We start from the raw sequence: 24,176 nt of genomic DNA, 5'->3' as shown, positions 1-24,176 counted from the left end.
TTCCGTTTAACCCTCCATCAATGATGGCGGTTTTTATGTTTGTTCTTGTGCTTGTGACCGCCGCCCGAATGAGAGCCACCATCGTCACCGAGATTATTGCCGACCGCACCACCCGCCGCGCCGCCCAACCCTGCACCAATGGTCGAGCCCGTAGAGCCGCCGAGGCTGTTGCCGACGACCGAGCCGCCCGCCGCGCCGAGACCACCGCCAATGGCAGCTTCGGTGCGATTACGCTTATTCGCGCCGACGGCACTGCCGGCCGCGCCACCAACACCCGCACCTACCGCCGCGCCAGTACTGCCACCGAGTTGTCCACCGACCACATTGCCGAGCGCGCCGCCCAAGCCGCCGCCCACAGCGGCGGTTCCATCACCGGCGGCCATCGCCCCTTGTGCTACCAGCAAACCGAAAAACAGTGCAGATAATGACAAGCGCATATGAACCTCACAGTTCCCGAAGCGGGACAGTCCGCCCAGACATGGGCCTATGTGAGATTGGAGAGTCGAACGGGGAAAACGTTCAGCCATGAAAAAGCCCGACATCGAGCCGGGCTTTTTCTGACAAGGGATTAGTCTCAGTGACGCTTGTGACCTTTGGACAAGTTGCTGCCCACTGCGCCGCCAGCTGCGCCACCCAGGCCTGCACCAATCGTGGCGCCGGTTCTGCCGCCCAGGCTGTTGCCGATCACCGAACCACCCGCTGCACCGACACCGCCGCCAATCGCCGCTTTGGTCCGGCTACCCTTGCGCGCCGCCATTGCGCTGCCCGCCGCGCCTGCTACGCCGGCACCAATGGCCGCGCCAGTGCTGCCGCCCATTTTCTGGCCGACGACATTACCCAGTGCGCCACCCAGACCACCGCCCAACGCAGCAGTGCCATCACCGGCAGCCATTGCACCTTGAGCAACCAGAAGCCCCAGAACCAGAGCAGGCAGTGTTAAACGCATGACGAAAACCTCAACAATTGGGATGACAAAAAGGGCCGGGATTTAATGCCGTCGTTGCGCGAAAGTCCAGCCAAAATCGCGGATCTCGCGCGCACTCGGCGCCGATTGGACAGCGATTCTGGAAAAGGTTTTATGGCAGGCAAAAAAAAGCCCGCTGGGGAAACGGGCTGGAGACTTGCTTTCTAACGGATGGCTTCACCCTACTGCGGCAGACGTGAAAAGTTTGTGAAAGCAGACTGATTTTCCGTCACCACCTGTAGGAAAATTCTTCAAACCCACAACCATAAAAAACCCCGCTCAGTAGCAGGGTTATGCAGAGAACCATTATTTCCTCGAACGCGTGGTGACCCTGGGGAGAAATTTCGCCTTGGGTCCCTTGGGTGCCGCGGATTTGATTTTGCCGATCTGCACCGGATCCTCGCCAAAACCTGACTGATACTCGGTCTGGCCGCACCGTACGCAGTTATTGAAGGAAAATTCAGCGCCATCGTCTTCGATATACGGATCAGTCATACCTTCACCCCGTCGCAACAGATCGACACCGGCAAAAACCCTTTTGCCTGAAAAAATATCGACCTCCATGGCTTTTTAGACTAGTCGGTCATTCCTGGACTTGTGATTCAGATCTCCTGATGCCGACGAATGGCCTGAAAAATTTAAACAGACGATGAACCATTGGTCCCACATTACTAAAGAATCTTAAAGCCAGGCCGTTGCCTTTTTCATACAAATGAATCTCAAGGAGAGAACATGCAAATCAACGGATTCCCCAATATGCCTGTCGTAAAACTCACGGACGAACAGATCGCAGCCGGCAAGGCTGGCGCGGAAAAACTCAAGGAGAAGATCGCTTCCGGTGAAATCACCATCAAGTATCCGGGTCCGGATACACCGGTTCTGCAACCAGGGGTCATTTACCATCCCAGCAAGCCAGTCGAACCCAACCCGCCTTCTGATACACCCCCTCTCGTCGCCGTCGACACACCACTGACCTATGACGAAAGAGGCACCGTAATCCTCAAGCCACAAGGCTGATTGCACCGCAAGATTGAGCCTATTCAACCTCTGAATGGGCTTACACACCCGTCAAACAAACTCAGCGCAACTTCACCGCCGTACCCGTCGCAAACACAACAACCATTCCGCCCTTCCCGCCGGGCATACTGATCTCAAAGTCCACCCCGACCACCGCATCCGCTTGCAAAGCACGCGCCCTCTCCCTGATTTCCTCGGTCGCCTGAATACGCGCCTCCTTCAAAGCGCGCTCCAGCGTCTGTGAGCGGCCGCCAAAAAAGTCGCGCATACCAGCGAACATATCGCGGATCACATTGACGCCCTGCACCGATTCGGCACTGACGATATCCAGGTAGGCCGCGATCTGCCTGCCTTCAATGGCGTGAGTGGTGGAAATGATCATGGAATGTCGTCCCTATATGGATGAATAAATCCGCAATGGTAATCGCTCAAAACGAACTTCAAGCCGTAGCCAATAAAATCCAGACGCCAGAAACCACAAAACCCCTGACTTCTTTCGAAATCAGGGGTTTTGTGTACTGAATGTGGCGGTGAAGGAGAGATTCGAAACTACCCGTTTGCGGTTTTTTGAGCATACCCCCCCGGTTTATAAGGGCTGCAGAGGAGCGAGTTTTTTAATCTCAGTCCCATGTCAGTCCCATGGGTTTTGCGCACCAGGTTGCAGAACACGGACGCGAAGGCCGTTTCGACGTTTCATGTTGACCCATGGGAAAAAGGTAATTTTGGTAATGCGGCATGAGGCAAGCTCTGGAAGCCTTGAAAATCGGGGCGTTGAGAGCAGTAAGCAAAGGTAATAATTTGGTAAGTATGAGGTTAGAAAATTACCTTTCCTATGAGTAATCCCTTATAGCCCTCAAACCCAGTAAAACCGGGCACTTCAGAAATTATTACCCTAACTCTTACCTAAAATTACCTCTTGAGGTAATGAGTGAAAGCCAGGCATGACAAGGGCTGTAGCGCGTTTCTACACCTCGCTTACCAAAATTACCTTTTTCCCAGCCCACGTCTGAAAAATGGCCAAGAAGACGTCCCTTTCCGACGTTTTTCACATCATGCAAATTGGCACTGGTCGTAAGTAAATCCTTGGTTACGCTGTGCAATACCAGAAAATAACGGAGAGCCAAGCAGGCTAGGCCTTACAGCCGTTTTGCAAGCGGACTGAGCGGTGTCGGATTCCCAGCTGGTGCGACCAGTGCCGAAAACGAAAACATCCTGTGCGGTAGGTTTTTCAGGGCGCCGCCCCTGCACGCCGGGCGTTTCACTCCCTTTGCCAACTCGTCGACGCTCCGTAACGCAGTGCAACTACCTTTGCTCTTTTTTGCAAAACCTTGCACTGCGTGCAATCGCTACAACGCCAACAGCCCCCGCAGCAGGCTTGGCCAGAGCAGGTGTTTGCACCACTCTGGCCTTTGCATAAAAAAGGGACGCAAAGCCCGTCGGCGGGAGGGGGATAAGTGCTTTTTGGATTATTTTTTTCTCCCTTAGCGATTTTTTGCCTATATCGGATAGTACGACCTTCGACGTCAGGCAAGTCTTGCTACCTGAGCCCCTGCCACATAAACTCCTATATTTGACTCTAAGGAAGAGGAAATTTCGTGATAAGAACGATCGAAATTCAGAATTTCAAATCGATCGACAAAGTTAAAGTTGAACTTGGCCGGATCAACGTTTTCATTGGTGAAAACGGTGCTGGGAAGAGCAATTTTTTAGAAGCGATTGCGCTGGCGGGTGCAGCTAACGCTTCTAAACTTGATAACGAATTTCTGATGTCACGCGGAATCCGGGTAACCTCCGCTCCACTCATGCGGCCACAATTCACAGGATTCTCTGATGCTGCCCCGATCTTAATAAACATAAATGAAGACAACGGCAATACATCGAGCTTCACCCTCCAAAATGACAACAAACATTATTCGAACTGGACGCATGAAATTTTAAGAAACAACACAACTTCTGGCGACTACTACAAAAGCCGTATAGGCGAATTCGTATCAGAAGACAAAGCCAACTTGGAAAAGCTAAAAGAGTCCATATCTGAACTCATGGACTTCCTCACTAGCGAAGAGGTTAACAATTTACTAGCACCAGATGGAAAAAGGAAAAACACGAAAATACAAGTTCCAACATCCACACTCATCGGCACACTTATCAGCAACTTCAAGTCCGAATATGACGCCCACCTAGAGGACCTGAACAACTTTGTTATATACTCACCTGAAAACACAGCGTTAAGGCTTCTTGAAAAAGAAGGTCAACTGGAACCGCTTGGAATAAATGGCGAAGGGCTAATTAAGCTCTTACTTGTTATATCCGAAGACAACGACCACGCTAAAATCTTAGAAATAAACAACTGCCTAAAAGTTCTCGGATGGTTCGATCGCTTCTCCGTTAGCGATAAAACCTCAAACTCAACAGCAGTGCTAGACATTACCGACAGATATTTGAAAGTTGGACAAGCAAAGTTAGATCATAGAAGCGCCAACGAAGGATTTATGTTTCTGCTTTTCTACTTCGCACTCTTTTCAACAGATCTCACGCCCAAAATATTTGCAATCGATAACATCGACGCATCCCTAAATCCGAAACTCTGCTCAAAACTTATACAGGAACTAAGCACTCTCGCTGAGTCTCACGACAAGCAGGCACTACTTACCACACACAACCCTGCTATCTTAGACGGACTAAACCTTGAGGATGATGAACAGCGTCTTTTCGTAATTAGCCGAAACCCTCATGGACATACCCGCATTAAGAGAATCACAAAACCTAAAGGTCAAGATCTAAAGCTGTCTGAAATGTTTATGCGCGGCGTGATTGGTGGACTTCCAAAAGGATTTTGATATGCCAAGTTTTGCATTAGTCACAGAGGGAATTACAGATCAGGTAGTAATCGAGCGCATTATTTACACGGTGATCGAAAGTACCTTAGGTGAAGAGGCTGATATTAATGTTTTGCAGCCACTCAGGGATGCCACAGACGTCGCACGGCAGGCGAGAGACAGTTTTGGCGGCTGGGAAAAAGTATTGGAGTTCTGCTCAAACAATGAAAAACTAACAGAAGCATTGGAATACAACGAGTTCCTAGTAATTCAAATTGATACAGACTGCTGTGCGCACGAAAACTTTAATGTTCCGTACTTCAAAGATGGCACCGAACTTTCCGCAGAGCAACTGGCAAGCGACGTGGAAAAATTTATCGGTTCAAAATTAACTGAAGATTTTTTAGACAAATTTGGCCATAGAGTCATATTTGCCATAGCAGTTCACTCTACCGAGTGCTGGCTTATCCCGTTTTATACTGGACTTAAACGTGACAAATCCAAATTAAAATCTTGCGAAACCCATCTAAAAAAAGCCCTTGCAAAATCCGATATACGACATGAAAAAACCTTTCAGTGCTACAACTCGCTGAGCAATTGCTTTAATAAAAATCGAGATATCAACGACGCCAAGGCTTTCAGCCGTACGCTAGAGATTTTTATAGATTCTCTAACTTCAAAAACTGCTCACCTTAATAATTAACCCGCCCTACCATTCAAATAACTCACGAAATCTCATTATAACCAGATCAATATCAACCTAGCTTCGCAGATCGAAATAAAATTTGAAACTTATCAGCCATACTCGATTAAAGCATAATAGATTTAATCTTAGAATTAATTATCATAGCCTCTTTAGCATTATTTGAGAACGAAGGAGCGTTATTTGGCGGCGCCCCTACCGAGTGAACATGCACAGCTAAACTACCATTCATCTCCTCTACTAAAGTTATCAATTCACTCAAAACCCGCAACAAGTTTAAATCAGAAGAACCAATCCATGTCTTTGGCGCTAGCATTGCTTGACTTATTTTCACAACACTCTCACGCAAGCCCTCGATCCTCTCGTGCATATCGCCACCCACCGTAACGTTGTGCTTTTGACCCACAACCAGGTTCAGATCACGACCGGTCGCCTGGTGCAGATCGTCCACCGCCGCCAGGCTCGCTGATCCGCCCGACATCAGCTTGAGCGCGCCAAGCGCCTCGATCTTTTTCACACCACCCACAGTCTCGGTCGAATGGTCGTCGACCGCCCGTGTGTGGCTCTGGAACTGCTCGTGGTTGTCCAGGGCTTCGACTTCGCGCTCGATCGCCTGATCACGGATCTTGCCATCGGTCTGGCGTAGCCAGTTACCGTCGGCATCGACGCGCTGTTGGGCGGCCTCGCTGTGCTGCCACACCTGATCACCCTTCGGCACCTTGGGCATGCTCAACCCGTGCGGCAAGATCGATTGGATGTAGGGCTTGCTCGGTAGGCCGTAGGCGAAGCACACCACGACCCGCGTGCCCTCCTCCGGAAAGGCATAAATGCCCATTTCCTCGCCACCGGTGGGCAGTGGTAAAGGAACGCCAGTGAGCGGCGGCATGGCCGGATCTGGCTCGTCATCCGGACCGAGTACGACAATGTCGATGGCGTAGCGCGGACGGAAGTCGTCGCACAGTCCGGCGTCCGCCGGCGCGTCGGCCACGGCGACAACCCGGGCAAATCGCGGCAGGTGATAGCCACCGGTGAGTTCGGGGAATTGGCGCTCTACAGCGCGGCGGATTGCGTCTTCCATCGGATAGCCATCTGGTCGTTGGCAAGCGACACCGTGGTGATGCGCTCGCCGTTATTGATTGTTGCACCTGGGCGCAACCCGGGAAGGGCCGCGACCATCGCGCTCTGGTTGCCCTGGTAGCCGTCGAACAGCTCCGTGGGAATTTGCAGCGGCGCGCGCGCGCCGAAAAAACTGTCGGCCCAACTGCCGGCGAACACTTCACCGTTGCCCAGCTGGTGCCAGGTGAAGTCGGGAATGCTGAACACTCGGGCCAGACTGTCCATCGCCTGGTATCCAGCGGCGAGGCTGTAGAAATACGGCGCCTTCACGCTGGCATAAGGCCGATCGGGAATCCGAAAGCGCAGCCCGGTCTGTTCGCTGACCTCGGCCAGCACGGCCCGCAGATCCACATGACGCAGGTTCAACGGCAGCGTATTGGCCAGCACGGCAGCCAGCTCACGGCAGAACAGTACCTGTTCAACCGCGTTGGCGGCAGTGCAGCGCTCGACGTAGCCGATAAAGTGGCGTTGCAGCGTGCCCTCGTTGTAGCCGATGTCCAGCGTCACCAGCCCTTTCAGCGGCACAGAGGATTGAACGGTGAAGTTCGCCCGGCCGGGGCTGGTAGCGTCCAGCCTGACGTCTTCCTTGATCAGCCGGATCGGCGCCGTTTCCACGCAACCACCGGGGATCAGGTAAACACCCGGCTCCAGCGGCGATTCTTCAGCCTTCACGGCACCAATGAAAATGCCCAGATGATTGTTCGGCAAGGTCGACGCCGGATGTGGTGGCGATCGCGCCGGCTTCCTTGAACGCGTCTTTCATCGCCGCGCCGCTGGTGCGAAACAGCTGCACGGCCAGCGCGGTTTGACCGCCGAGCTTTTCCACCCACGCGCCCTTCCCCATCGCATCCGCTTGGGACTTCTGCAGGTTGTAGAGCGTGCCGACGTATTCGCCCATGGTTTCGGCGTCAGACTTGGTGGCCTTCGCCAGCAAGTTGCTGGTGTTGGTGAACGTGGCGAGCTGGTTGCCCGCAAGCCCTTTGATGGCGCCCTCGATCAGGTAAGCCGAGGCCACAAAATCCTTGGCGTTCTCCGCGCGCGTTACCAGTCGTTTCCGTTTCTGGAGGCCACCGGTGAGGCCGGCGCCGGCAAGACCACCCTGCTCAACCTGCTGTGGAAACTGCTCGGCCGCGAGGGTTACGAAGGGTTCGACCCGATGAAGTCGACCAAGGCGGGTCGCTCGCGCCTGATGGGCCAAGTCTCCGGCATGCCGGTGGTGTTCCTCGAGGCCGATCGCCACAGCGATGATCGGGCACACGCGAAGACCTTCGAATGGGATGAGCTGAAAGACTTCTACGGCGGCGGCACGCTGGCCACCAAAGGCGTCAAGACAGCAGGCAATGAGACGTACGAACCGCCCTTTCGGGGAACGATCGCCATTAGCCAGAACGCGGCGGTGATTGCCCACGAAGCGATCATGACGCGCATCGTCAAACTGCACTTCGTACGCCCGACCGTGACCCCGGAGAGCCGTGCGGCCGCTGATCAGTTGAACGCACTGGACGGCGGCGTCCTCAGTCATTTTCTGTTGAAAGCGGTGGGTAAAGAATCCGCTGTGCTTGATCTGTTCGCCCAGCGCATGCCCGAACACGAATCCAAACTGCGCCGCCTGCACACCCACTGTTTTGCCTGCAGCACGGCCTATGTCAGCGACCAGGGCAACTGCAGCAGTTGCGGTTATGACCTGCGCGGCTACATCCGCGTAGAGCGGATCAGCAAGAACCACGCACAACTGCTCTCGCTGCTGGACGCGCTGCGCCTGGTGCTGAAATTGAGTGATCCGCAAGTCGCCGCCACGCAACGGCAAATCGTCCGTATGGCGATCGAGCGCCAGGCCTCAATCAGTTCTGACCACCCGGCCGTCGCCGAATTCTGGGAGGTCTACGACTACCTCGAATCCTTGAGCGAGGACCCCGTGGTCGACCACAGCAGTGACCCGACCGTGATCGCCATCAACCTCAACGAATTCTGCGAGCGCGCCGCCGAACACAAACAGAAGCTGGCCGACGTGGCCACGTTGCGCGATCTGCTCAAAGAGTCGCGATCGCGCAAATTCCTCGACAGCAACAAGGCCGTGCACAGTGCCGTACGCGCCGCCTACAACCACCGCAACCCCGTTTCACAACCCCGGCCGACCACGGTCAAGTGCTGGACATTCAAGGCGTAAGGAGAGCGACACCGATGCAGATCCAAGTGTTTATGGGCAGTGCCGGCAATATCGGTACTTACAAGTTGCAGGAGATTTACAAGGAGTCGATCGCGGGAGGAAAAATCCCAGCATTTATTAACGCAGCGATCTTCGGGGAGTACGGCCTCATGGACGTCTTGGAAGCTCAGGCCGTTGATGGGCAGCGAGAAATTCTGGTGGATTTCTGCACACGTACGCAGATTCAGCAGGTGCTGGAGTGGCGATCATGTGTCGAACACGACCCCAGTTTTGACGATCTGGTGATTTACCTAGCTCGTTGGGAATGACCTGATAAGAAACAGTGCCGAGGAGTTGCAGCTCCCCGACACCTGACCGCTAAAGAGGGCTATACCATGCAAGCACAGAACCTAAACAGCAGCGGCACGCAGGCTACCACACCGGCGCGGCACCTGGTGGCGACCGCGATCATCGGTGCTGCCGTCATCGGCTACCTGGTGCATAAAACCCCTGAAGCTCGAACGCGCCTGGAAAGCCTCAGCCAGATGGCCAGCACCCTGGGCGACCTGAGCGAAACAGATGTCGCCGTGATCAGCCAACTGCTGGCCACCCCGGCCACTCGGGGAGCGTCCCGCCATGACCAATGACCCTGCCGCAACACCGGTGCGCCGCTTTCCCTGGAACATGGATCACACCAGCGTGTGCGACCAGTGTGGCAAGTGGCGCGCCCAGGGCAATCACCAGACCTGCAGCCGGCGGCGTCAGCTGTTGAATGCCCACCTGCGCCGGCACAAGCCCAAACCATAAGCCGCGTCCACCAGAAGACGCGCTTGCAGATACTTGGCCCGGAAACGGGCCTTTTTGTTTCCGATCGTCAGACTGTCGAAATACGAGTACAGCTTTAGGGGTTTACATGAGTGGGGTCGAAGCTCGCGGCAAGTCCGTGAGAATCTATTTTCAATACAAAGGGGAGAAGTGCCGGGAAACGGTCCCGGGCAGCAACACACCGGCTACCGTGGCCCAGGCCAAGCGCCTGGCCGACATCATTGAATACGAGATCCAGACCGGCACCTTCGATTACGCCCGGCACTTTCCGAACTCCCCCAGGCTGGTGGAAAACACCTTTGGTCATTACTTGGATCTGTGGTTGAAGATCAAGGCCAACAGCGTCGCGGCCTCAAGCTACCGAGGTTACGCCAACAAGGCCGAAGTGCATGTGCGGCCACGCTGGGGCAAGGTGCAGATCAACCAGATCGATCACCTCGACCTGCAGGTCTGGATTCAGGACACGCTGTCGAAGACCCTGAAGAACAAGACCATCCGCGACATCATCAGCAATGTGCGGCAGGTGTTTCGCTTGTACCGCACGCGGATGAAGGTCGCGCACGACCCGACCGAAGGATTGATGGTGCGCCTACCCGATCCGGAAGCCCCGGACCCGTTCACCCGCGCGGAAATCAAACAGATCCTCGACACCCCCACCAGCCGCACGCATGAACTGCTGATGGTGCAGTTCATGTTATGGGCAGGCCCACGGGTGTCGGAGACGATCGCCCTGGCCTGGGAGGATGTCGACCTGGCGCAAGGCACGGTGACCTTTCGCCGGTCCAAGGTACGCGGCGCCTACCGGGTGACGAAAACCCGCCGATCGACGCGCCGAGTGCGCCTGCTGGCACCCGCCTGGGACGCCCTGCAGAAGATCGATGCGTTGACCCGCAAACGCAAAGCGGAAACCGTGGAGGTGGTCGAGCGGGACAACAAGACGGTGCGGCAACACAAGCTGCACTTTGTGTTCCTGAATACCAAAAGCGGCCTGCCGCACGCCAACGACTTCGTGGTGCGCGATCGCTTCTTCAAGGCGCATTTGCTCGCCGCCGGCGTTCGCTATCGGGGACCCGGACAGTGCCGGCACACCTACGCCAGTCAACTGCTGACCACCGGGGTGGCGTCGATCGACTGGATCGCCGAACAGATGGGCCATACCAACGGCAACATGATCCGTCAGCACTATGGGACGTGGATCAATGAAGACGGACCGGATGTGGTGGGTATGCTGCAACTGGCGTTGAAGCTGTCACCGGTTACAGCTCAACACTGAATCCACTGAGGCCGATGCTCTCGGCAAAGCGTCCCACCGCCGTCAGGCTGGCCCAGGTGCGCAGCGACTCACGCCGGGAGCGCACCGGCACCAGCCGCGCCGTGGGACTTCCCAGGCGCACCGATAGGGTCCATTTAGCATTATCAGCATTGACCCGACCCACCACGACTTCGCGGATCACGTGCTGGCTGACCAGGACTTTCAAAGTATCGGACTGAATGGCCTGGCCGATCATGTCATCAGCCCTTGGTATGACGACGGGTACGACGCAGCGCTGCCTCGCGAGCCTGGGACAGAAGGTCGTGCATCAGATCGCGTTGCACATCCGTAATCAACTCCCCCACAGACAAGGCCAGGATAAAGCCCTTAGCCGTTGCGGTATCGATTTCAATCTCGGCGCCGTCATGTTCGACGCGGTGCAAGTTATCCAACAGATCTCCCCAAAAGTGTTGCAGCACGGCCGTACTCAGCTCCACTCGGGGTGCGCCAGACGAGAATGTGGCGGGTTTTGGATTGGCTCCAGGGGCGGCCATAAGCGGGTCTCCTGTTCGGGGATGAGTAGCGGGAATCGCGCAACCAGCATAGGGGGGTGTGGTAATCCAGTCCACGGAGTTCCGGCGGACGGTAGCTAACAAAAAGGCCCCCACACCTGAGCCAGGTGTGGGGGCCGATTGAACATAGGCTGGAATTCAATGAACCAGTCATGGATGGTCGCTATCGGCCAATAGTGGTCATTCAAAGTGCCCATACAACACAAAGCACGAAACCTCTTAATCGCATCGGCGCAGCGTTCTAGCACATCTCAACAAGCTGACTCGAGACGTCAAGGGCACCGTCTTCCGATCTCGTCCCGGGACTGTAGGGGCGGCCAGAAGCAGGGAGAATCAGACGGTTCTTGGTTTTACAGGTAGTTCACGATGAAGGTGACTTCGGTGTTGGCGCTGCCAGCCTTGAGTTCATCGTTCGTCAGACGGTAATACGAGGCAGACAAGGGAATATTGAAGTCGGTGGCGGTGGTGGTGAAGGCGTCGAACGGGTAGATGGTATCCAGTGCGATAGGCAAGCCGGCGTCATTCATCAATTGAAGACCGATACCCTTGGCGGTGGAACCGGCATTGAGCGCAACGATACCTTTTTCCGCGTCGATGGCGGTGGTGTTGGCCTTGAGCAAGTAGGTGACCTTTTGGATGCCGGCCTGGCATTGATTCAAGGCGATGTTGAAGCGCACCGTCCGTGGTGTTGGGTTGGCATCGCGAAATTCGTGGAGTTGATAATCGTCGCCCATGGCTACCGAGACGGAAGGGGTCTTACATGAGGCGGCATTCAACACGATGGGGTTGATTAGGTTGTATATGTATAGGTCTGAATTATCGAATTTCAAAGACCCTAGGTGGCCGGCTGCAATTTTTGTTAGCGAAGACAGCTCGCCTGTCTTGACGATTTCCAGCCGCATCCCCCCCGCTGGAAAAACATAATTACCTGGAAAGACCGAACTCTTAGAGTAAAGATAGTAACTTTGGGAACCTGTCCAGATGCGGTAGGAGAGCCCTGTCTTACCTATAGGAAAAGTTGATACCGAGGCACCCACGGCTATGGTAGCCAGCGCCGGATTTGGTATGATGCCGTACATAAAACTTGTGTCGCATTGCCAAGTCATCCTGCTCGCTTGCAAGCTTTCTTGGTAGACCACCGTGCCAATGGGCGCATCGGCGGGAATATTTAGACCACCACTGGTGAGATTCGCACCGTAGTTAAGGTCTATAGTGGAGGTTTTGAGTTCGCACTTGGCCATGGCGCCTGGCATGTGCGCTAGTAACGTCACCGCGGCAAAGGTGAGTAGTGGATTCTTAAGGCTTAAACGCTTCATTGGACCATGTTTGACGATAAGTTGAATTGCAGGCTAATCAATCAAAATATCAAAGGGAATCAGGCGATTCTTAGAACACGTCGCAGCCGTCCTGCGCCCTGACTCGCAATCTACAAGCTTATTCCTCCCTGGGGATGGTCTGAAAAAGGCTGAAGTACGCCGATCCCGTCACACGAGTTTCCCGATAAATCAGATGACCTTCGCCGACACCGAGTACGCCGGCAGGCGCAAGCAAACCCGCTAGTAATTGCTCCTGCCCCGCTGACTCGTCAAGGGAGTCAATGGCGACTAATACCGGAGATAGCGCAAAGGTCCACTTTTGGCAGATTGCAGCCTATCAAGACGATTCCCTAAAGCCGACGGAGTCGCATGATCACATCTGTAATTGCTTTCGCGTTTTCATCTAGGGTTTCCATGGCCCCGACCGCGTTCTCTGCAACTGTCCCTACGCCATTCCGCGAAAGCCACTTGGTGACCTCCTCTATCGCCGCACCAAGCGCATGCTGGTTGTGCAGTAGTAACGTGAGTGCATCTGCAGTAGCAATGTTGGAATCTGAGTTATTTGGCATAGCAGCTTTCCTTGGAGTTCGGTTCGCAGAAGCCTAGCTCATCGAATCGCTGGCGAAGGTCAGCCACCCATTCGGCGGCGGCCATTTTTGCACCAAAATAGCGCGCCAGTCCCATCTCAGTCCCATATGACCTTTTTTCAGACGCCAAAAACCACAAACCCCCGACTTTCTCTAGGAAAATCAGGGGTTTGCGTTTACTGAATGTGGCGGTGAAGGAGAGATTCGAACTCTCGATACAGTTTCCTGTATACACACTTTCCAGGCGTGCTCCTTAAGCCACTCGGACACTTCACCGTATCTCTTCAAACATGTTCTGTCTGTCGAGGCGCGCTAATGTAGTCGAAAGCTTTTCCGATGGCAAACTTTTTTTCAGAATTTTCATGCGGTTAAGAGAAAAAGTCGTTTTGCCCGCTAGCAGGCCATGGCAAACCGGCCAATCTTCGGTGGGTGCAGCCCTTCTATATAGAAGCAGAACGCCTAGCCACGCCGGGTGGGTCGGGAAACGGTGACTGGCGGGTCAGTCATGGCGCTTTACCTGGCCTGCGGCGGTGGGTAACGTCTGCCCATCTTTCTTACAAGGAATAGCGTCATGAGTGAGTTGATTTCCTACCACCTCGAAGACGGTATCGCGACCCTGACCTTGAGCAACGGCAAGGTCAATGCCATTTCTCCGGACGTGATTGCGGCATTCAACGCGGCGCTGGATCAGGCGGTGACTGATCGTGCCATCGTGATCATCACCGGTCAGCCAGGGATTCTGTCCGGCGGCTATGACCTGAAAGTCATGACCGCTGGCCCTAAAGAAGCTGTGTCGCTGGTAACCGCAGGGTCGACCTTGGCCCGGCGCCTGCTCTCTCACCCGTTCCCGGTGATCGTCGCATGCCCAGGTCACGCGGTGGCGAAAGGCGCTTTCATTCTGTTGTCTGCTGATTATCGCATCGGTGTCGACGGCCCGTTCAGCATCGGTCTGAACGAAGTGCAGATCGGCATGACCATGCACCACGCGGGTATCGAACTGGCTCGCGATCGCCTGCGTCGCTCGGCATTCCACCGCTCGGTGATCAACGGCGAGATGTTCGATCCAAAAAGCGCCGTGGATGCCGGTTTCCTCGACAGGGTGGTTGCCGCCGAGGAACTGCAAGGTGCCGCCCTCGCCGCTGCGCGTCAGTTGAAGAAGATCAACATGCTCGCGCACAAGAACACCAAGTTGAAGGTGCGTAAAGCACTGCTGGAAGCTCTGGATAACGCGATCATCCAGGATCAGGAGCATCTGGGCTAAGCCCGGCTGATGCGCAAAAGAAGCCCGACCGTCGTGTCGGGCTTTTTCTTGCACGCATGGTTTAAAAGTCCGCGACCGCTCTAGGACAGGTCTGACCCTCCATTCTGAAACATGCGCTTAAACATCGGCTATCTCCGCACTCTATAGCGGCAATTGCCGAAAACAGTGCACATCCGTACACTGCGCCACCTTTTGTCCCGGTGGGGCCTGAAAATGCTGTTCGTGTTTCGTATGTTATTGATGGGCCTGCACTTTATTCTCGCCGGCGTGCTCGGGGTGATTCTCGGCATCTGCCGCCCGTTCAATCCGGACAACAGCCGTCTGTGCGCCCGTCTCTACGCGCTGCCGGCGATGTGTATTTTGCGTTTAAGAGTGAAATCCGACGTCAGCGGTTTGATGAACAAACCCGACAGCTGCGTGATCATCGCCAACCATCAGTCCAATTATGATCTGTTCGTGTTCGGCAACGTAGTGCCTCGCCGCACCGTGTGCATCGGCAAGAAGAGCCTCAAATGGGTGCCACTGTTCGGGCAATTGTTCTGGCTGGCCGGTAATGTCTTGATCGACCGTGGCAATGCGCACAAGGCGCGCCAATCGATGCTCACGACCACCAACACCCTGCAGAACAAAGACACTTCGATCTGGGTGTTCCCGGAAGGCACGCGCAACCTCGGCGAAGAATTGCTGCCTTTCAAGAAGGGTGCGTTCCAGATGGCGATTGCTGCCGGTGTACCCATCGTTCCGGTTTGCGTCAGCAGTTACATCAAGCACATGCGCCTGAATCGCTGGCGCAGTGGGAAAATCCTCATACGCTCGTTGCCGGCGATTCCTACAGCCGGATTGACCATGGACGACATGCCCATGCTCATCAATCAGTGCCGCGAGCAGATGCGCGAGTGCATTGAATCGATGGATCGGCAACTGCAAGCTGCCTGAAAAGACAACCCGCCCTGTGCGGGTTTTCTTTTGCCCGGTGAACTGTACAGATTTCACTGACTCTCAAGCAGCGACACGGCTAAGCTGAAGCCTTGAATTCCCTGCCACCTGCCAAGAAGAAGTGAATCACCACCATGGGTCGAGTTGTTGCTGCTGCGGTGTACAGCGCAGGCAAGAAAGTCACCAATATTACCCTCGACGAAGGCGCTGCCTGGGCTGCGAAAACCGGCCACTTCGTGTGGATCGGCCTGGAAGAGCCGGATGCACAAGAGCTGTCCAACCTGCAACGTCAGTTCAACCTGCACGAACTGGCCATTGAAGACGCCCTGGAAAAACACAGTCGACCGAAGCTCGAAACCTTTGGCGACGCTTTGTTTATCGTCACCTACTCACCCATCCGCGAGAACGGCGTTCTGCAATTTATCGAGACGCACATCTTTGCCGGCAAGGGCTACATCATCACCGCGCGTAATGGCCACTCGGCGTCCTACGCGCATGTCCGCCAACGTTGTGAGGCGCGTCCGCTGTTGCTGGAGCACGGGGAAGATTTCGTACTGTATGCGTTGCTCGATTTTGTCATCGAAAACTATCAGCCGGTCGGCGAAGCGATCCATGCCGAGATCGATGAACTTGAGCGCAATGTTTTGTGCAGTGCGTTGAATGAGCGTGACATTCAGAAGCTGCATGGCTTGCGTCGCGATGTCGTGCGCCTGCGTCGGTACGCAGCGCCGATGGTGGAGATTGGCGAGGAACTGCAGAAGCTGAGTTTCCCGTTTATCGATAAGAACATGCGCCCGTACTTCCGTGATGTGCAGATTCACGTCACGCGGCAAATGGAAGACCTGACCACCTTGGCCGACATTGCCAGCCAGACCATCGAGATTGGCGTGTTGCTAGAGGCATCACGGCAAAGCGTGGTGCAACGCAAGTTTGCTGCCTGGGCGGCGATTCTGGCGTTTCCGACGGCAGTGGCGGGGATTTACGGGATGAATTTTCAGAACATGCCGGAGTTGAGCTGGCACTACGGCTATTTCGGTGTGCTGGGGTTTATTGCGGTGGGATGTGTGAGTTTGTGGGCGAGTTTCAAGAAGTCTGGGTGGTTATAAAAAAAGCAAAAGATCGCAGCCTTCGGCAGCTCCTACAGCGTCTCAGTGTAGGAGCTGCCGGAGGCTGCGATCTTTTGATCTGCTGTTAAACCGTTTCCGGCTTGTGCGCCACAAAGCGCATCATCCATTCCGCCACTGTGGCGCCATGGTGTTCCTGCTCCAGGCTAGCCACACCTTTGCTGTAGATCTGCGAACCCAACGCTTCCTGACGCAGATCGAGCAGCGCCCGCGAGTAATCGTGAATGAACTCCGGGTGGCCCTGAAAGCACAACACCTGATCGTTGATGTGATAGGCCGCGAACGGGCAGAAATCGCTGGAAGCAATCACCGTGGCGTTTTCCGGCAGCGCTGTGACCTGGTCCTGATGGCTGATCAGCAGCGTCAGCTCCTCACGCACCGGGTTCATCCACGGCGCCTTCGCCGCCAGTTTGTAGTTATGGGTGCCAACACCCCAACCTTGCGTGGCGCGCTCGCTCTTGCCGCCGAGCAGCAGCGCCAGCAGTTGATGGCCGAAGCACACGCCGAGCAGTTTGTCGCCACGCTCGTAACGAGTCAGCAGGTATTCCTTCAGGGTCTGGATCCACGGATCAGTACCAAACGAGTCAGCCTTGCTGCCGGTGACCAGGTATGCGTCGAAGGTTTGGTCGTCGCTCGGGTATTCGCCCTGCATCACGTTGTAGACAGTGAACTCGGCGGCAATCGGTTGCTGTGAGAACAGGCGCTGGAACATCTGCCCGTAACCCTGATATTGATCGACCAGTTCCGGACGCAGGATGTCGGTTTCCAGAATGCAGATGCGTAGCGACATAAAAAATACCTGACACGTGATGGGAATAATGAACACCCCAGAGCCTGCCTTGAAACACCCTGGCAAGGCAAGCCCCGGAATGCTCGTTGTCCTTAGAACATTTCACCTTTTGCCGCTTTGTCCAGCAGCAGCGCGGGCGGTGCGAAACGCTCGCCATACTGTTCAGCCAGATACTGCGCGCGAGCGACGAAATCTTTCACTCCGTACTGGTTGATGAACTGCAACGCACCGCCGGTCCACGGCGCAAAACCGATACCGAAGATCGAGCCGACGTTGGCATCCGCCGTCGAGGTCAGTACGCCCTCCTCCACACAACGGACGGTTTCAATGGCTTGTACAAACAGCAGCCGATCACGCACGTCTTTGGGCGAAATCTGTCCGTCAGCCTTTTCGAAACGCACCTTCAAGTCGGGCCACAGATGTTTCTGCCCACCAGCCGGGTAATCGTAAAAACCACCACCCGCGGCTTTGCCCGGACGCTTGTATTCGTTAAGCAGCAAGTCAATCACGGCGAAGGCCGGGTGCTCAATCAGCGGTTTCCCTTCTGCCTGTAGGTCCTTGGCGGTTTGCTGACGGATATGGCTCATCAGGCTGAGGGAAACTTCGTCAGAGATCGCCAGAGGCCCGATCGGCATCCCGGCCTTGCGCGCCTCGGTCTCGATCATCGGTGCGCTCACGCCTTCGCCGAGCATGGCGATGCCTTCGTTGGTGAAGGTGCCGAAGACGCGTGAAGTAAAGAAGCCGCGACTGTCGTTGACGACGATCGGGGTTTTCTTGATTTGCAGCACGAAGTCGAAACCGCGCGCGAGGGTTTCATCGCTGGTCTGTGCACCTTTGATAATTTCCACCAGCGGCATTTTTTCTACCGGGCTGAAGAAATGCAGGCCGATGAATTTGCTTTGATCAGGTACGGCAGCCGCCAGCCCGGTGATCGGCAACGTCGACGTGTTGGAGGCGATGACCGCTTCGGCGCCAACAACCCGCTGGGCTGCAGCAGAGACCCTGGCCTTGAGATCGCGATCCTCAAACACCGCTTCGATGATCAGATCGCAACCCGCGAGGTCGGCATCATTTTCGGACGGTTTGATCCGCGCCAACACCTCATCACGCTTCAAAGCATCCATCTGCCCACGGGCGACTTTCTTGTCCAGCAACGCCGCAGAATGGGCTTTGCCTTTCTCGGCGGCAGCCAGATTGACGTCCTTGAGCACCACTTCAATACCCGCCGAAGCGCTGACAAACGCAATCCCCGCGCCCATCATCCCGGCGCCGAGCACGCCGACCTTCTGCGTCTTATAAGGCGCAAAGCCCTGCGGCCGCGAACCTCCGGCGTTGATCTCATTGAGTTGAAACCAGAACGTGCCGATCAGGTTTTTCGAGATCTGCCCGGTGGTCAGTTCGGTGAAGTAACGGGTTTCGATCAAGTGCGCGGTGTCGAAATCGACCTGCGCGCCCTCGACTGCCGCGCAGAGGATTTTCTCCGGCGCCGGCATTGTCCCTTGGGTCTTGCTACGCAGAATCGACGGCGCAATCGCCAGCATCTGCGCCACTTTCGGATTCGACGGCGTGCCGCCCGGAATCTGATAGCCCTTCACATCCCAACGTTGTACCGCCGTCGGATTGGCGACGATCCAGGCGCGCGCCTTGGCCAGCAATTCATCGCGATTCGCCGCCAGCTCATCAATCAAACCGGCCTGCAATGCCTGCTGTGGACGCACCTTCTTGCCCTCGAGCAGATAGGGCAGCGCTTTTTCGAGACCGAGCATGCGCACCATGCGTACCACCCCGCCGCCGCCCGGCAACAGGCCGAGGGTCACTTCCGGCAGACCGAGCTGTACCGACGCGTCATCCAGTGCCACGCGGTGGTGACAGGCGAGGCAGATTTCCCAACCACCGCCCAGCGCCGCGCCGTTGATCGCTGCGACCACCGGTTTGCCGAGGGTTTCCAGGGTGCGCAACTGCGCTTTGAGGGTCAGCACCATGTCGTAGAAGGCTTTGGCTTCAGGCTTGCCGACCTTGATCAGCTCATTGAGGTCGCCGCCGGCAAAGAAGGTTTTCTTTGCCGACGTAATGATCACCCCGGCAATGTTGTCTTTTTCCGCCACCAGCCGAGCGACGCACGCGGCCATGGCCTCGCGGTACACAGCGTTCATGGTGTTGGCGCTCTGGCCCGGCATGTCGATGGTCAGCACGACGATCGCGTCCTGGCCTTTTTCGTAACGAATGGCTTCGCTCATAACAAGGTTCCTTGAATTCGGGGCTCAGAGGCGTTCGATGATGGTGGCAATGCCCATGCCGCCGCCGACGCACAGCGTCGCCAGGCCATAACGCAGGCGCCGCGCTTCCAGCTCATCGAGCAAGGTGCCGAGGATCGCGCAACCGGTCGCGCCCAACGGGTGGCCCATGGCGATGGAGCCGCCGTTGACATTGACCTTGTCCGGATCGACGGACATGTCCTTGATGAACTTCAGCACCACCGAAGCAAACGCTTCGTTGACTTCGAACAGGTCGATGTCTTCAACGCGCAACCCGGCCTTGGCCAGTGCCTTGCGCGTTGCCGGCGCAGGGCCTGTGAGCATGATGGTTGGATCGGTGCTGGTAACCGCCGTGGCGACAATCCGCGCCCGAGGTTGCAGGCCCAGCGCACGACCCTTGGATTCGGAGCCGATCAGCATTAGCGCGGCACCGTCGACGATCCCTGAGCTGTTGCCCGGTGTGTGCACGTGATTGATGCGTTCGACATGGCTGTAGACCCGCAGCGCGGTCGCGTCGAAGCCCATCTGCCCGATCATTTCGAAACTTGGCTTGAGCTTGCCCAAGCCTTCCAGGGTCGATTCGGCGCGAATGAACTCATCGTGATCGAGCAGAATAATGCCGTTCTGATCCCGCACCGGCACCAACGACTTGTTAAACGAGCCATCGGCCCGCGCCCGTGCGGCTTTCTGCTGCGAGTGCAGCGCGTAGGTATCGACGTCGTGACGACTGAAGCCCTCAAGCGTAGCGATCAGGTCGGCACCGACGCCTTGCGGAGTGAAATGACTGTGCAGATTAGTCTGCGGATCGAGCGCCCAGGCGCCGCCATCACTGCCCATGGGCACCCGCGACATCGACTCGATACCGCCGACCACTACAAGATCTTCGAAACCCGAGCGCACTTTCATCGCGCCGAGGTTGACCGCTTCCAGACCCGAGGCGCAGAAACGATTGATCTGCACACCGGCAACGCTGACATCCCAATCGGCCACTTGCACGGCAGTTTTGGCGATGTCCGAGCCTTGATCGCCAATCGGCGTCACGCAGCCGAGCACTACGTCATCGACCTGACTGGTGTCCAGCGAGGAGCGTTCTTGCAGCGCGTTGAGCAGACCAGCGACCAGATTCACCGGTTTGACGCTGTGCAGGGCGCCATCGGCCTTGCCTTTGCCACGGGGCGTGCGTAACGCATCGAATATCAAAGCTTGGGTCATGACGTCCTCGAACCTGTGCGGGGAGTGATTACTTGTACCTCCACTCTTGACCCGAGCGGCCATGGATTCAATGACCACAGCGCTCAATGCGGTTGACGCACACGCTCAGACGGACGGTCATCGGAGGCTGGGTGAACCGGTTCAGGTCGGCGAGTTGTCTAGCCAGCGGTCGGCAAAGAAGCTGGCAATAAGCCTCATGCCTTTTTTATCGCATCTGGCAAGTACTCCATATGAAATGGATCTAAGCCAAGCGTGACGCGGCCCCTAATGTAGAACATGTACGTCAGAGTCGTCGGGTTTTGCCGGGGCAGACGTTCTTCAACAGGAAGTGCAGCGCTTGCCGTCATGGATATGCAGGCAGGCATCAGGAAATAACAATAAAGGCGGTCAAGCCATGTTCAAACAACCGAAAGTTCGTCAAGCAGGGCTCATTCTTTTCGCCACGACGCTGTTGTTGATTTTGCCGAATCTGACCAAGGTCATCGGTTGACTCGAGCGCCGGGCGCTGCTCATCGCCACTGAAAATGTGACTGGCCCGCTACCCGGGCCAGCGTGGCTGTGCCAACCTTGGCGCACTCCCACGACATGGACGGCGATCATTTGAAAGCGCTCATTGTGTTCGGGGCCATGCTGCTGAGCATGCCCTTGTCTGCCGCACAGCTGGATCTGCAACTGGGCGCAAGCAGCCGCACCTGGCAGACCGAGGAACTGCTCAAGCATCCTCAAGTGCAAACCCTGACTATCAAAAACGATGTGTCCTACAAGAAGGACATGACTTATCGCGCCGTGCCTGTGGCCTCATTGCTGACAGGGATCAAACCGCAGGATCACCTGCAAGCGGTGGCACTGGACGGCTTTGCCGCCGAGCTGTCAGCTGCGCCGTTGCTTAATACAACAGGTGCGCGAGCATGGCTGGCCATCGAAGATCCGGCGCAGCCGTGGCCACCGCTGTCGGAAGGCAAGCACAGCGCCGGGCCGTTTTATCTGGTCTGGACCGATCCGCAGGCCGGCAATATCAGCCCGGAGCAATGGCCGTTCGAAGTCGCGAGCATCAAGCGCATGGCGCCAGTGGCGGAGCGTTTCCCTGCCCTGCTGCCGGATCCTGCGTTGAAAGCAGATGACCCGGTGAATCAAGGGTTTGCGCTGTTTCAGAAAAACTGTCTGGCGTGTCACCGGTTGAACGGTGCGGGTGATGCGCAATTCGGGCCGGACCTGAATATTCCTTACAGCCCGACCGAGTATTTCGGCGCGGATTTCCTTAAGCGTTACATTCGGGATCCGCAGAGTTTGCGTCAGTGGCCGCAGGCGAAGATGCCGGGGTTTTCGGTGGAGGTGTTGCCGGAGGGGGATTTGGAGTTGCTGGTGAGGTATCTCAAGCACATGGCCGGACGCAAGGTTAAGCCGTAACGCCATTTCCCTTGTGGGAGCGAGCCTGCTCGCGATAGCGGTGTATCCGTCAGCACATTTGTAACTGACAGACCGCTATCGCGAGCAGGCTCACTCCCACATGAGTTTTGTGTGAACCCGTTACTGCTGTTGCACCGAGATGATCGGGGTTGGCGAGACGAACACTTTCGCATGCATCTGCTCACACCCACCGCCACGGCGCATGCCGCGCACCGGGCAGGCATCCAGATAATCCAGACCCACCGCCAGTTTCAGATGGCGTTCGGGCCGCGCCAGTTCATTGGTCACATCAAAGCTGTACCAGGCGTCATCCAGCCACGCTTCAGCCCAGGCGTGGCTGGCCAGATGCTCGCAATCCTCGCTGTACAGATACCCCGACACATAACGCGACGGAATCCCGAGACTGCGTGCGCAAGCCAGAAACGCGTGAGCATGATCCTGGCAAACACCCGCACGCCCGGCGAAGGCCTCAGCGGCGCTGGTATCGACCTCGGTGGACCCCGGCGTGTAGGTCATGTGCTGATTCAAGCCGTGCATCAGATCGATCAGCGCCGTGCGATCACGCCGCTGCTTGCAGGATTTCTCGGCGAACGCGCGTAACGCCTCATCCGCCTCGGTCAAACGGGTAAAGCGCAGGAACGGCAGCGCCGACTGGCTCTCATGCTCGGCCTCGCGCAGTTCGTCGATATCGACCTGCCCGCGCGCACCAATGATGATCGCTTCGTGCGGTTCATCCATGGTCAGCACGTGCAGGATATTGCCGAACGGATCGAGTTGCGCGCGCACCGGGCGCGGCAAATCGAGCTGCCAGCTCAACACGTGCTGACGCTCGCTGTCGTGTGGGGTCAGCCGCAGGTACTGGATGCTCGCCCGCACCTGATCTTCGTAGTGATAGGTGGTCTCGTGGCTAATGGAAAGTCTCATGCAGCCTCCAGGTAGGAACTGTGAATGGCGTTGCCCAGCTGGCGCACCAGCGGGATGAATTCGGTCAGCCAGGCGTGCAGGCCTTCCTCGAGAATTTCGTTGATGCCGGTGTAGCGCAGGCGTGCATCCATTTCGGCCGCCAGACGTTGTGCCGGTCGACCGTTGGCTCCGGGCAACTGCGCAAGAATCTGATCGATCTCTTCGGTGCAGGCCCGCAGCGAGCGCGGAACATCGGCGCGCAACAACAGCAACTCGGCAACATGCCGCGCCCCCGGCGCATCGCGATAGATTTCGGTATAGGCCTCGAATGACGACAAGGCGCGCAGCAAGGCGCTCCACTGGTAGTAGGCGTGGGCCGTCCCGTCGCTGACTGCTTCAGCCTGATCGCCCGCCATTTCATAGCGGGCATCGAGCAATCGCAGGGTGTTGTCCGCGCGTTCGATGAACGTACCGAGGCGAATGAAACGAAACGCATCATTACGCATGATCGTGCCGTACGACGCACCACGAAACAGGTGCGAACGCTCCTTGATCCATTCGCAGAAACGGCTCATGCCATAGCGACTGAGGCCCTGCTCGGCGATTCCACGAATCTCCAGCCACGTCGAATTGATGTTCTCCCACATGTCCGCCGTGATCCGCCCACGCACCGCATGGGCACTGGCCCGCGCCGCGCCGAGGCAGCTGTAAATGCTCGCCGGGTTAGCCGCATCGAGGGCAAAAAAGTGCAGCAGACGCTCAGCATGCAGCGCGCCATGGCGCTCGAGGTAATCGTCGAGGGTACCGGTGATCAGCAGCGGCATGGCCAATTCGTGCAAACCGTCGCCGCGACCGTCCTGCGGCATCAGCGACAGCGAATAACTGATGTCGAGCATCCGCGCGAGATTTTCCGCCCGCTCCAGGTAACGCGACATCCAATACAGATCCGAGGCAGTTCTACTTAACATGGC

Annotated in this window: 26 protein-coding genes, 1 tRNA gene and 2 pseudogenes; 12 read left to right on the top strand and 17 right to left on the bottom strand. The window is 56.4% G+C overall.

Annotated features, from left to right (window positions below; translation table 11 throughout):
• Positions 1 to 17 precede the first annotated feature (17 nt).
• The 3 genes from H8F23_RS12220 to H8F23_RS12210 all read right to left on the bottom strand — a co-directional run bounded on the left by H8F23_RS12220 (position 18) and on the right by H8F23_RS12210 (position 1,459).
• A complete protein-coding gene (locus tag H8F23_RS12220) occupies positions 18 to 437 on the bottom strand; it encodes a YMGG-like glycine zipper-containing protein (protein WP_007914081.1) in 420 nt (139 codons plus the stop codon).
• Between the two features lie 137 nt (positions 438 to 574).
• Entirely contained in the window at positions 575 to 946 is a 372-nt protein-coding gene (locus H8F23_RS12215) for a glycine zipper domain-containing protein (protein ID WP_016983669.1), read from the bottom strand.
• A gap of 324 nt (positions 947 to 1,270) precedes the next feature.
• Complete coding sequence (locus H8F23_RS12210) at positions 1,271 to 1,459, bottom strand: hypothetical protein (RefSeq protein ID WP_093441821.1); 189 nt, start codon at positions 1,457 to 1,459, stop codon at positions 1,271 to 1,273.
• A gap of 237 nt (positions 1,460 to 1,696) precedes the next feature.
• Between H8F23_RS12210 and H8F23_RS12205 the strand changes: the two genes are divergently transcribed.
• Positions 1,697 to 1,981 carry a hypothetical protein gene (locus H8F23_RS12205; protein WP_093441802.1) on the top strand — a complete coding sequence of 95 codons (285 nt, stop codon included), beginning with the start codon at positions 1,697 to 1,699 and terminating at the stop codon, positions 1,979 to 1,981.
• Between the two features lie 61 nt (positions 1,982 to 2,042).
• On the opposite strand, the gene H8F23_RS12200 is transcribed toward H8F23_RS12205, so the two are convergent.
• Positions 2,043 to 2,363 carry a YbjQ family protein gene (locus H8F23_RS12200; protein WP_099758444.1) on the bottom strand — a complete coding sequence of 107 codons (321 nt, stop codon included), beginning with the start codon at positions 2,361 to 2,363 and terminating at the stop codon, positions 2,043 to 2,045.
• A gap of 1,213 nt (positions 2,364 to 3,576) precedes the next feature.
• Between H8F23_RS12200 and H8F23_RS12195 the strand changes: the two genes are divergently transcribed.
• Together H8F23_RS12195 and H8F23_RS12190 are read left to right on the top strand one after the other, a co-directional pair.
• Positions 3,577 to 4,821 carry an AAA family ATPase gene (locus H8F23_RS12195; RefSeq protein WP_194934527.1) on the top strand — a complete coding sequence of 415 codons (1,245 nt, stop codon included), beginning with the start codon at positions 3,577 to 3,579 and terminating at the stop codon, positions 4,819 to 4,821.
• A gap of 1 nt (position 4,822) precedes the next feature.
• A complete protein-coding gene (locus tag H8F23_RS12190; protein WP_194934526.1) occupies positions 4,823 to 5,503 on the top strand; it encodes a phage tail protein in 681 nt (226 codons plus the stop codon).
• Between the two features lie 106 nt (positions 5,504 to 5,609).
• Here H8F23_RS12190 and H8F23_RS12185 read toward each other — a convergent pair whose 3' ends face one another.
• From H8F23_RS12185 to H8F23_RS12175, 3 genes and pseudogenes are all read right to left on the bottom strand, one after another.
• Positions 5,610 to 6,581 carry a hypothetical protein gene (locus tag H8F23_RS12185; RefSeq protein ID WP_194934525.1) on the bottom strand — a complete coding sequence of 324 codons (972 nt, stop codon included), beginning with the start codon at positions 6,579 to 6,581 and terminating at the stop codon, positions 5,610 to 5,612.
• Entirely contained in the window at positions 6,554 to 7,252 is a 699-nt protein-coding gene (locus tag H8F23_RS12180) for a hypothetical protein (RefSeq protein ID WP_194934593.1), read from the bottom strand. Before H8F23_RS12180 ends, H8F23_RS12185 begins: the two co-directional genes overlap by 28 nt.
• A 64-nt stretch (positions 7,253 to 7,316) precedes the next feature.
• Positions 7,317 to 7,664: pseudogene (locus tag H8F23_RS12175) on the bottom strand (phage tail tape measure protein); the annotation flags it as partial.
• Between H8F23_RS12175 and H8F23_RS12170 the strand changes: the two are divergent.
• The 5 genes and pseudogenes from H8F23_RS12170 to H8F23_RS12150 all read left to right on the top strand — a co-directional run.
• A pseudogene (locus H8F23_RS12170) lies at positions 7,650 to 8,786 on the top strand (bifunctional DNA primase/helicase); the annotation flags it as partial. The pseudogenes H8F23_RS12175 and H8F23_RS12170 overlap by 15 nt on opposite strands.
• A 14-nt stretch (positions 8,787 to 8,800) precedes the next feature.
• The gene (locus H8F23_RS12165; protein WP_194934524.1) at positions 8,801 to 9,094 is read left to right on the top strand and encodes a hypothetical protein; all 294 of its coding nucleotides are present in this window, start codon (positions 8,801 to 8,803) and stop codon (positions 9,092 to 9,094) included.
• A 66-nt stretch (positions 9,095 to 9,160) separates the two neighbouring features.
• Positions 9,161 to 9,412 carry a hypothetical protein gene (locus H8F23_RS12160; protein ID WP_194934523.1) on the top strand — a complete coding sequence of 84 codons (252 nt, stop codon included), beginning with the start codon at positions 9,161 to 9,163 and terminating at the stop codon, positions 9,410 to 9,412.
• On the top strand, positions 9,402 to 9,572 hold the full coding sequence (locus H8F23_RS12155) for a hypothetical protein (protein WP_194934522.1): 171 nt from the start codon (positions 9,402 to 9,404) through the stop codon (positions 9,570 to 9,572). Before H8F23_RS12160 ends, H8F23_RS12155 begins: the two co-directional genes overlap by 11 nt.
• A gap of 106 nt (positions 9,573 to 9,678) precedes the next feature.
• On the top strand, positions 9,679 to 10,863 hold the full coding sequence (locus tag H8F23_RS12150) for an Arm DNA-binding domain-containing protein (RefSeq protein WP_194934521.1): 1,185 nt from the start codon (positions 9,679 to 9,681) through the stop codon (positions 10,861 to 10,863).
• Here the strand turns inward: H8F23_RS12150 and H8F23_RS12145 are convergent.
• The 5 genes from H8F23_RS12145 to H8F23_RS12130 form a co-directional block, all read right to left on the bottom strand.
• Positions 10,847 to 11,098 carry a hypothetical protein gene (locus H8F23_RS12145; protein ID WP_194934520.1) on the bottom strand — a complete coding sequence of 84 codons (252 nt, stop codon included), beginning with the start codon at positions 11,096 to 11,098 and terminating at the stop codon, positions 10,847 to 10,849. The genes H8F23_RS12150 and H8F23_RS12145 overlap by 17 nt on opposite strands.
• A 4-nt stretch (positions 11,099 to 11,102) precedes the next feature.
• Complete coding sequence (locus tag H8F23_RS12140) at positions 11,103 to 11,396, bottom strand: hypothetical protein (protein WP_194934519.1); 294 nt, start codon at positions 11,394 to 11,396, stop codon at positions 11,103 to 11,105.
• 368 nt (positions 11,397 to 11,764) lie between these two features.
• Positions 11,765 to 12,730 carry a fimbrial protein gene (locus H8F23_RS12135; protein WP_194934518.1) on the bottom strand — a complete coding sequence of 322 codons (966 nt, stop codon included), beginning with the start codon at positions 12,728 to 12,730 and terminating at the stop codon, positions 11,765 to 11,767.
• Positions 12,731 to 13,080: 350 nt separating this feature from the next.
• Positions 13,081 to 13,299 carry a hypothetical protein gene (locus H8F23_RS28875; protein ID WP_228759202.1) on the bottom strand — a complete coding sequence of 73 codons (219 nt, stop codon included), beginning with the start codon at positions 13,297 to 13,299 and terminating at the stop codon, positions 13,081 to 13,083.
• A gap of 204 nt (positions 13,300 to 13,503) precedes the next feature.
• Positions 13,504 to 13,593 (bottom strand) — tRNA-Ser (locus H8F23_RS12130).
• A 295-nt stretch (positions 13,594 to 13,888) separates the two neighbouring features.
• Here H8F23_RS12130 and H8F23_RS12125 point away from each other — a divergent pair.
• From H8F23_RS12125 to H8F23_RS12115, 3 genes are all read left to right on the top strand, one after another.
• The gene (locus tag H8F23_RS12125; RefSeq protein ID WP_194934517.1) at positions 13,889 to 14,578 is read left to right on the top strand and encodes a crotonase/enoyl-CoA hydratase family protein; all 690 of its coding nucleotides are present in this window, start codon (positions 13,889 to 13,891) and stop codon (positions 14,576 to 14,578) included.
• A 213-nt stretch (positions 14,579 to 14,791) separates the two neighbouring features.
• Entirely contained in the window at positions 14,792 to 15,514 is a 723-nt protein-coding gene (locus H8F23_RS12120; RefSeq protein WP_194934516.1) for a lysophospholipid acyltransferase family protein, read from the top strand.
• 134 nt (positions 15,515 to 15,648) lie between these two features.
• Positions 15,649 to 16,620: a magnesium and cobalt transport protein CorA gene (locus H8F23_RS12115; protein ID WP_194934515.1), complete on the top strand. Its 972-nt coding sequence runs from the start codon at positions 15,649 to 15,651 to the stop codon at positions 16,618 to 16,620.
• 85 nt (positions 16,621 to 16,705) lie between these two features.
• On the opposite strand, the gene H8F23_RS12110 is transcribed toward H8F23_RS12115, so the two are convergent.
• The 3 genes from H8F23_RS12110 to H8F23_RS12100 form a co-directional block, all read right to left on the bottom strand.
• Positions 16,706 to 17,428: an amidotransferase gene (locus tag H8F23_RS12110; protein WP_099758443.1), complete on the bottom strand. Its 723-nt coding sequence runs from the start codon at positions 17,426 to 17,428 to the stop codon at positions 16,706 to 16,708.
• Positions 17,429 to 17,520: 92 nt separating this feature from the next.
• Positions 17,521 to 19,665: a 3-hydroxyacyl-CoA dehydrogenase NAD-binding domain-containing protein gene (locus H8F23_RS12105; RefSeq protein WP_194934514.1), complete on the bottom strand. Its 2,145-nt coding sequence runs from the start codon at positions 19,663 to 19,665 to the stop codon at positions 17,521 to 17,523.
• Between the two features lie 24 nt (positions 19,666 to 19,689).
• The gene (locus tag H8F23_RS12100) at positions 19,690 to 20,895 is read right to left on the bottom strand and encodes an acetyl-CoA C-acetyltransferase (protein WP_194934513.1); all 1,206 of its coding nucleotides are present in this window, start codon (positions 20,893 to 20,895) and stop codon (positions 19,690 to 19,692) included.
• A gap of 585 nt (positions 20,896 to 21,480) precedes the next feature.
• Between H8F23_RS12100 and H8F23_RS12095 the strand changes: the two genes are divergently transcribed.
• The gene (locus H8F23_RS12095) at positions 21,481 to 22,302 is read left to right on the top strand and encodes a c-type cytochrome (protein WP_194934592.1); all 822 of its coding nucleotides are present in this window, start codon (positions 21,481 to 21,483) and stop codon (positions 22,300 to 22,302) included.
• Positions 22,303 to 22,422: 120 nt separating this feature from the next.
• Here the strand turns inward: H8F23_RS12095 and H8F23_RS12090 are convergent, their stop codons facing one another.
• On the bottom strand, positions 22,423 to 23,226 hold the full coding sequence (locus H8F23_RS12090; RefSeq protein WP_007914065.1) for a transglutaminase family protein: 804 nt from the start codon (positions 23,224 to 23,226) through the stop codon (positions 22,423 to 22,425).
• Complete coding sequence (locus H8F23_RS12085; RefSeq protein ID WP_016982907.1) at positions 23,223 to 24,173, bottom strand: alpha-E domain-containing protein; 951 nt, start codon at positions 24,171 to 24,173, stop codon at positions 23,223 to 23,225. The genes H8F23_RS12090 and H8F23_RS12085 overlap by 4 nt, the downstream gene beginning before the upstream one ends.
• Positions 24,174 to 24,176 lie beyond the last annotated feature (3 nt).

The sequence above is a fragment of the Pseudomonas neuropathica genome (assembly GCF_015461835.1).
Taxonomy (GTDB): domain Bacteria; phylum Pseudomonadota; class Gammaproteobacteria; order Pseudomonadales; family Pseudomonadaceae; genus Aquipseudomonas; species Aquipseudomonas neuropathica.
This window is presented reverse-complemented; position numbering and strand designations above follow the sequence as displayed.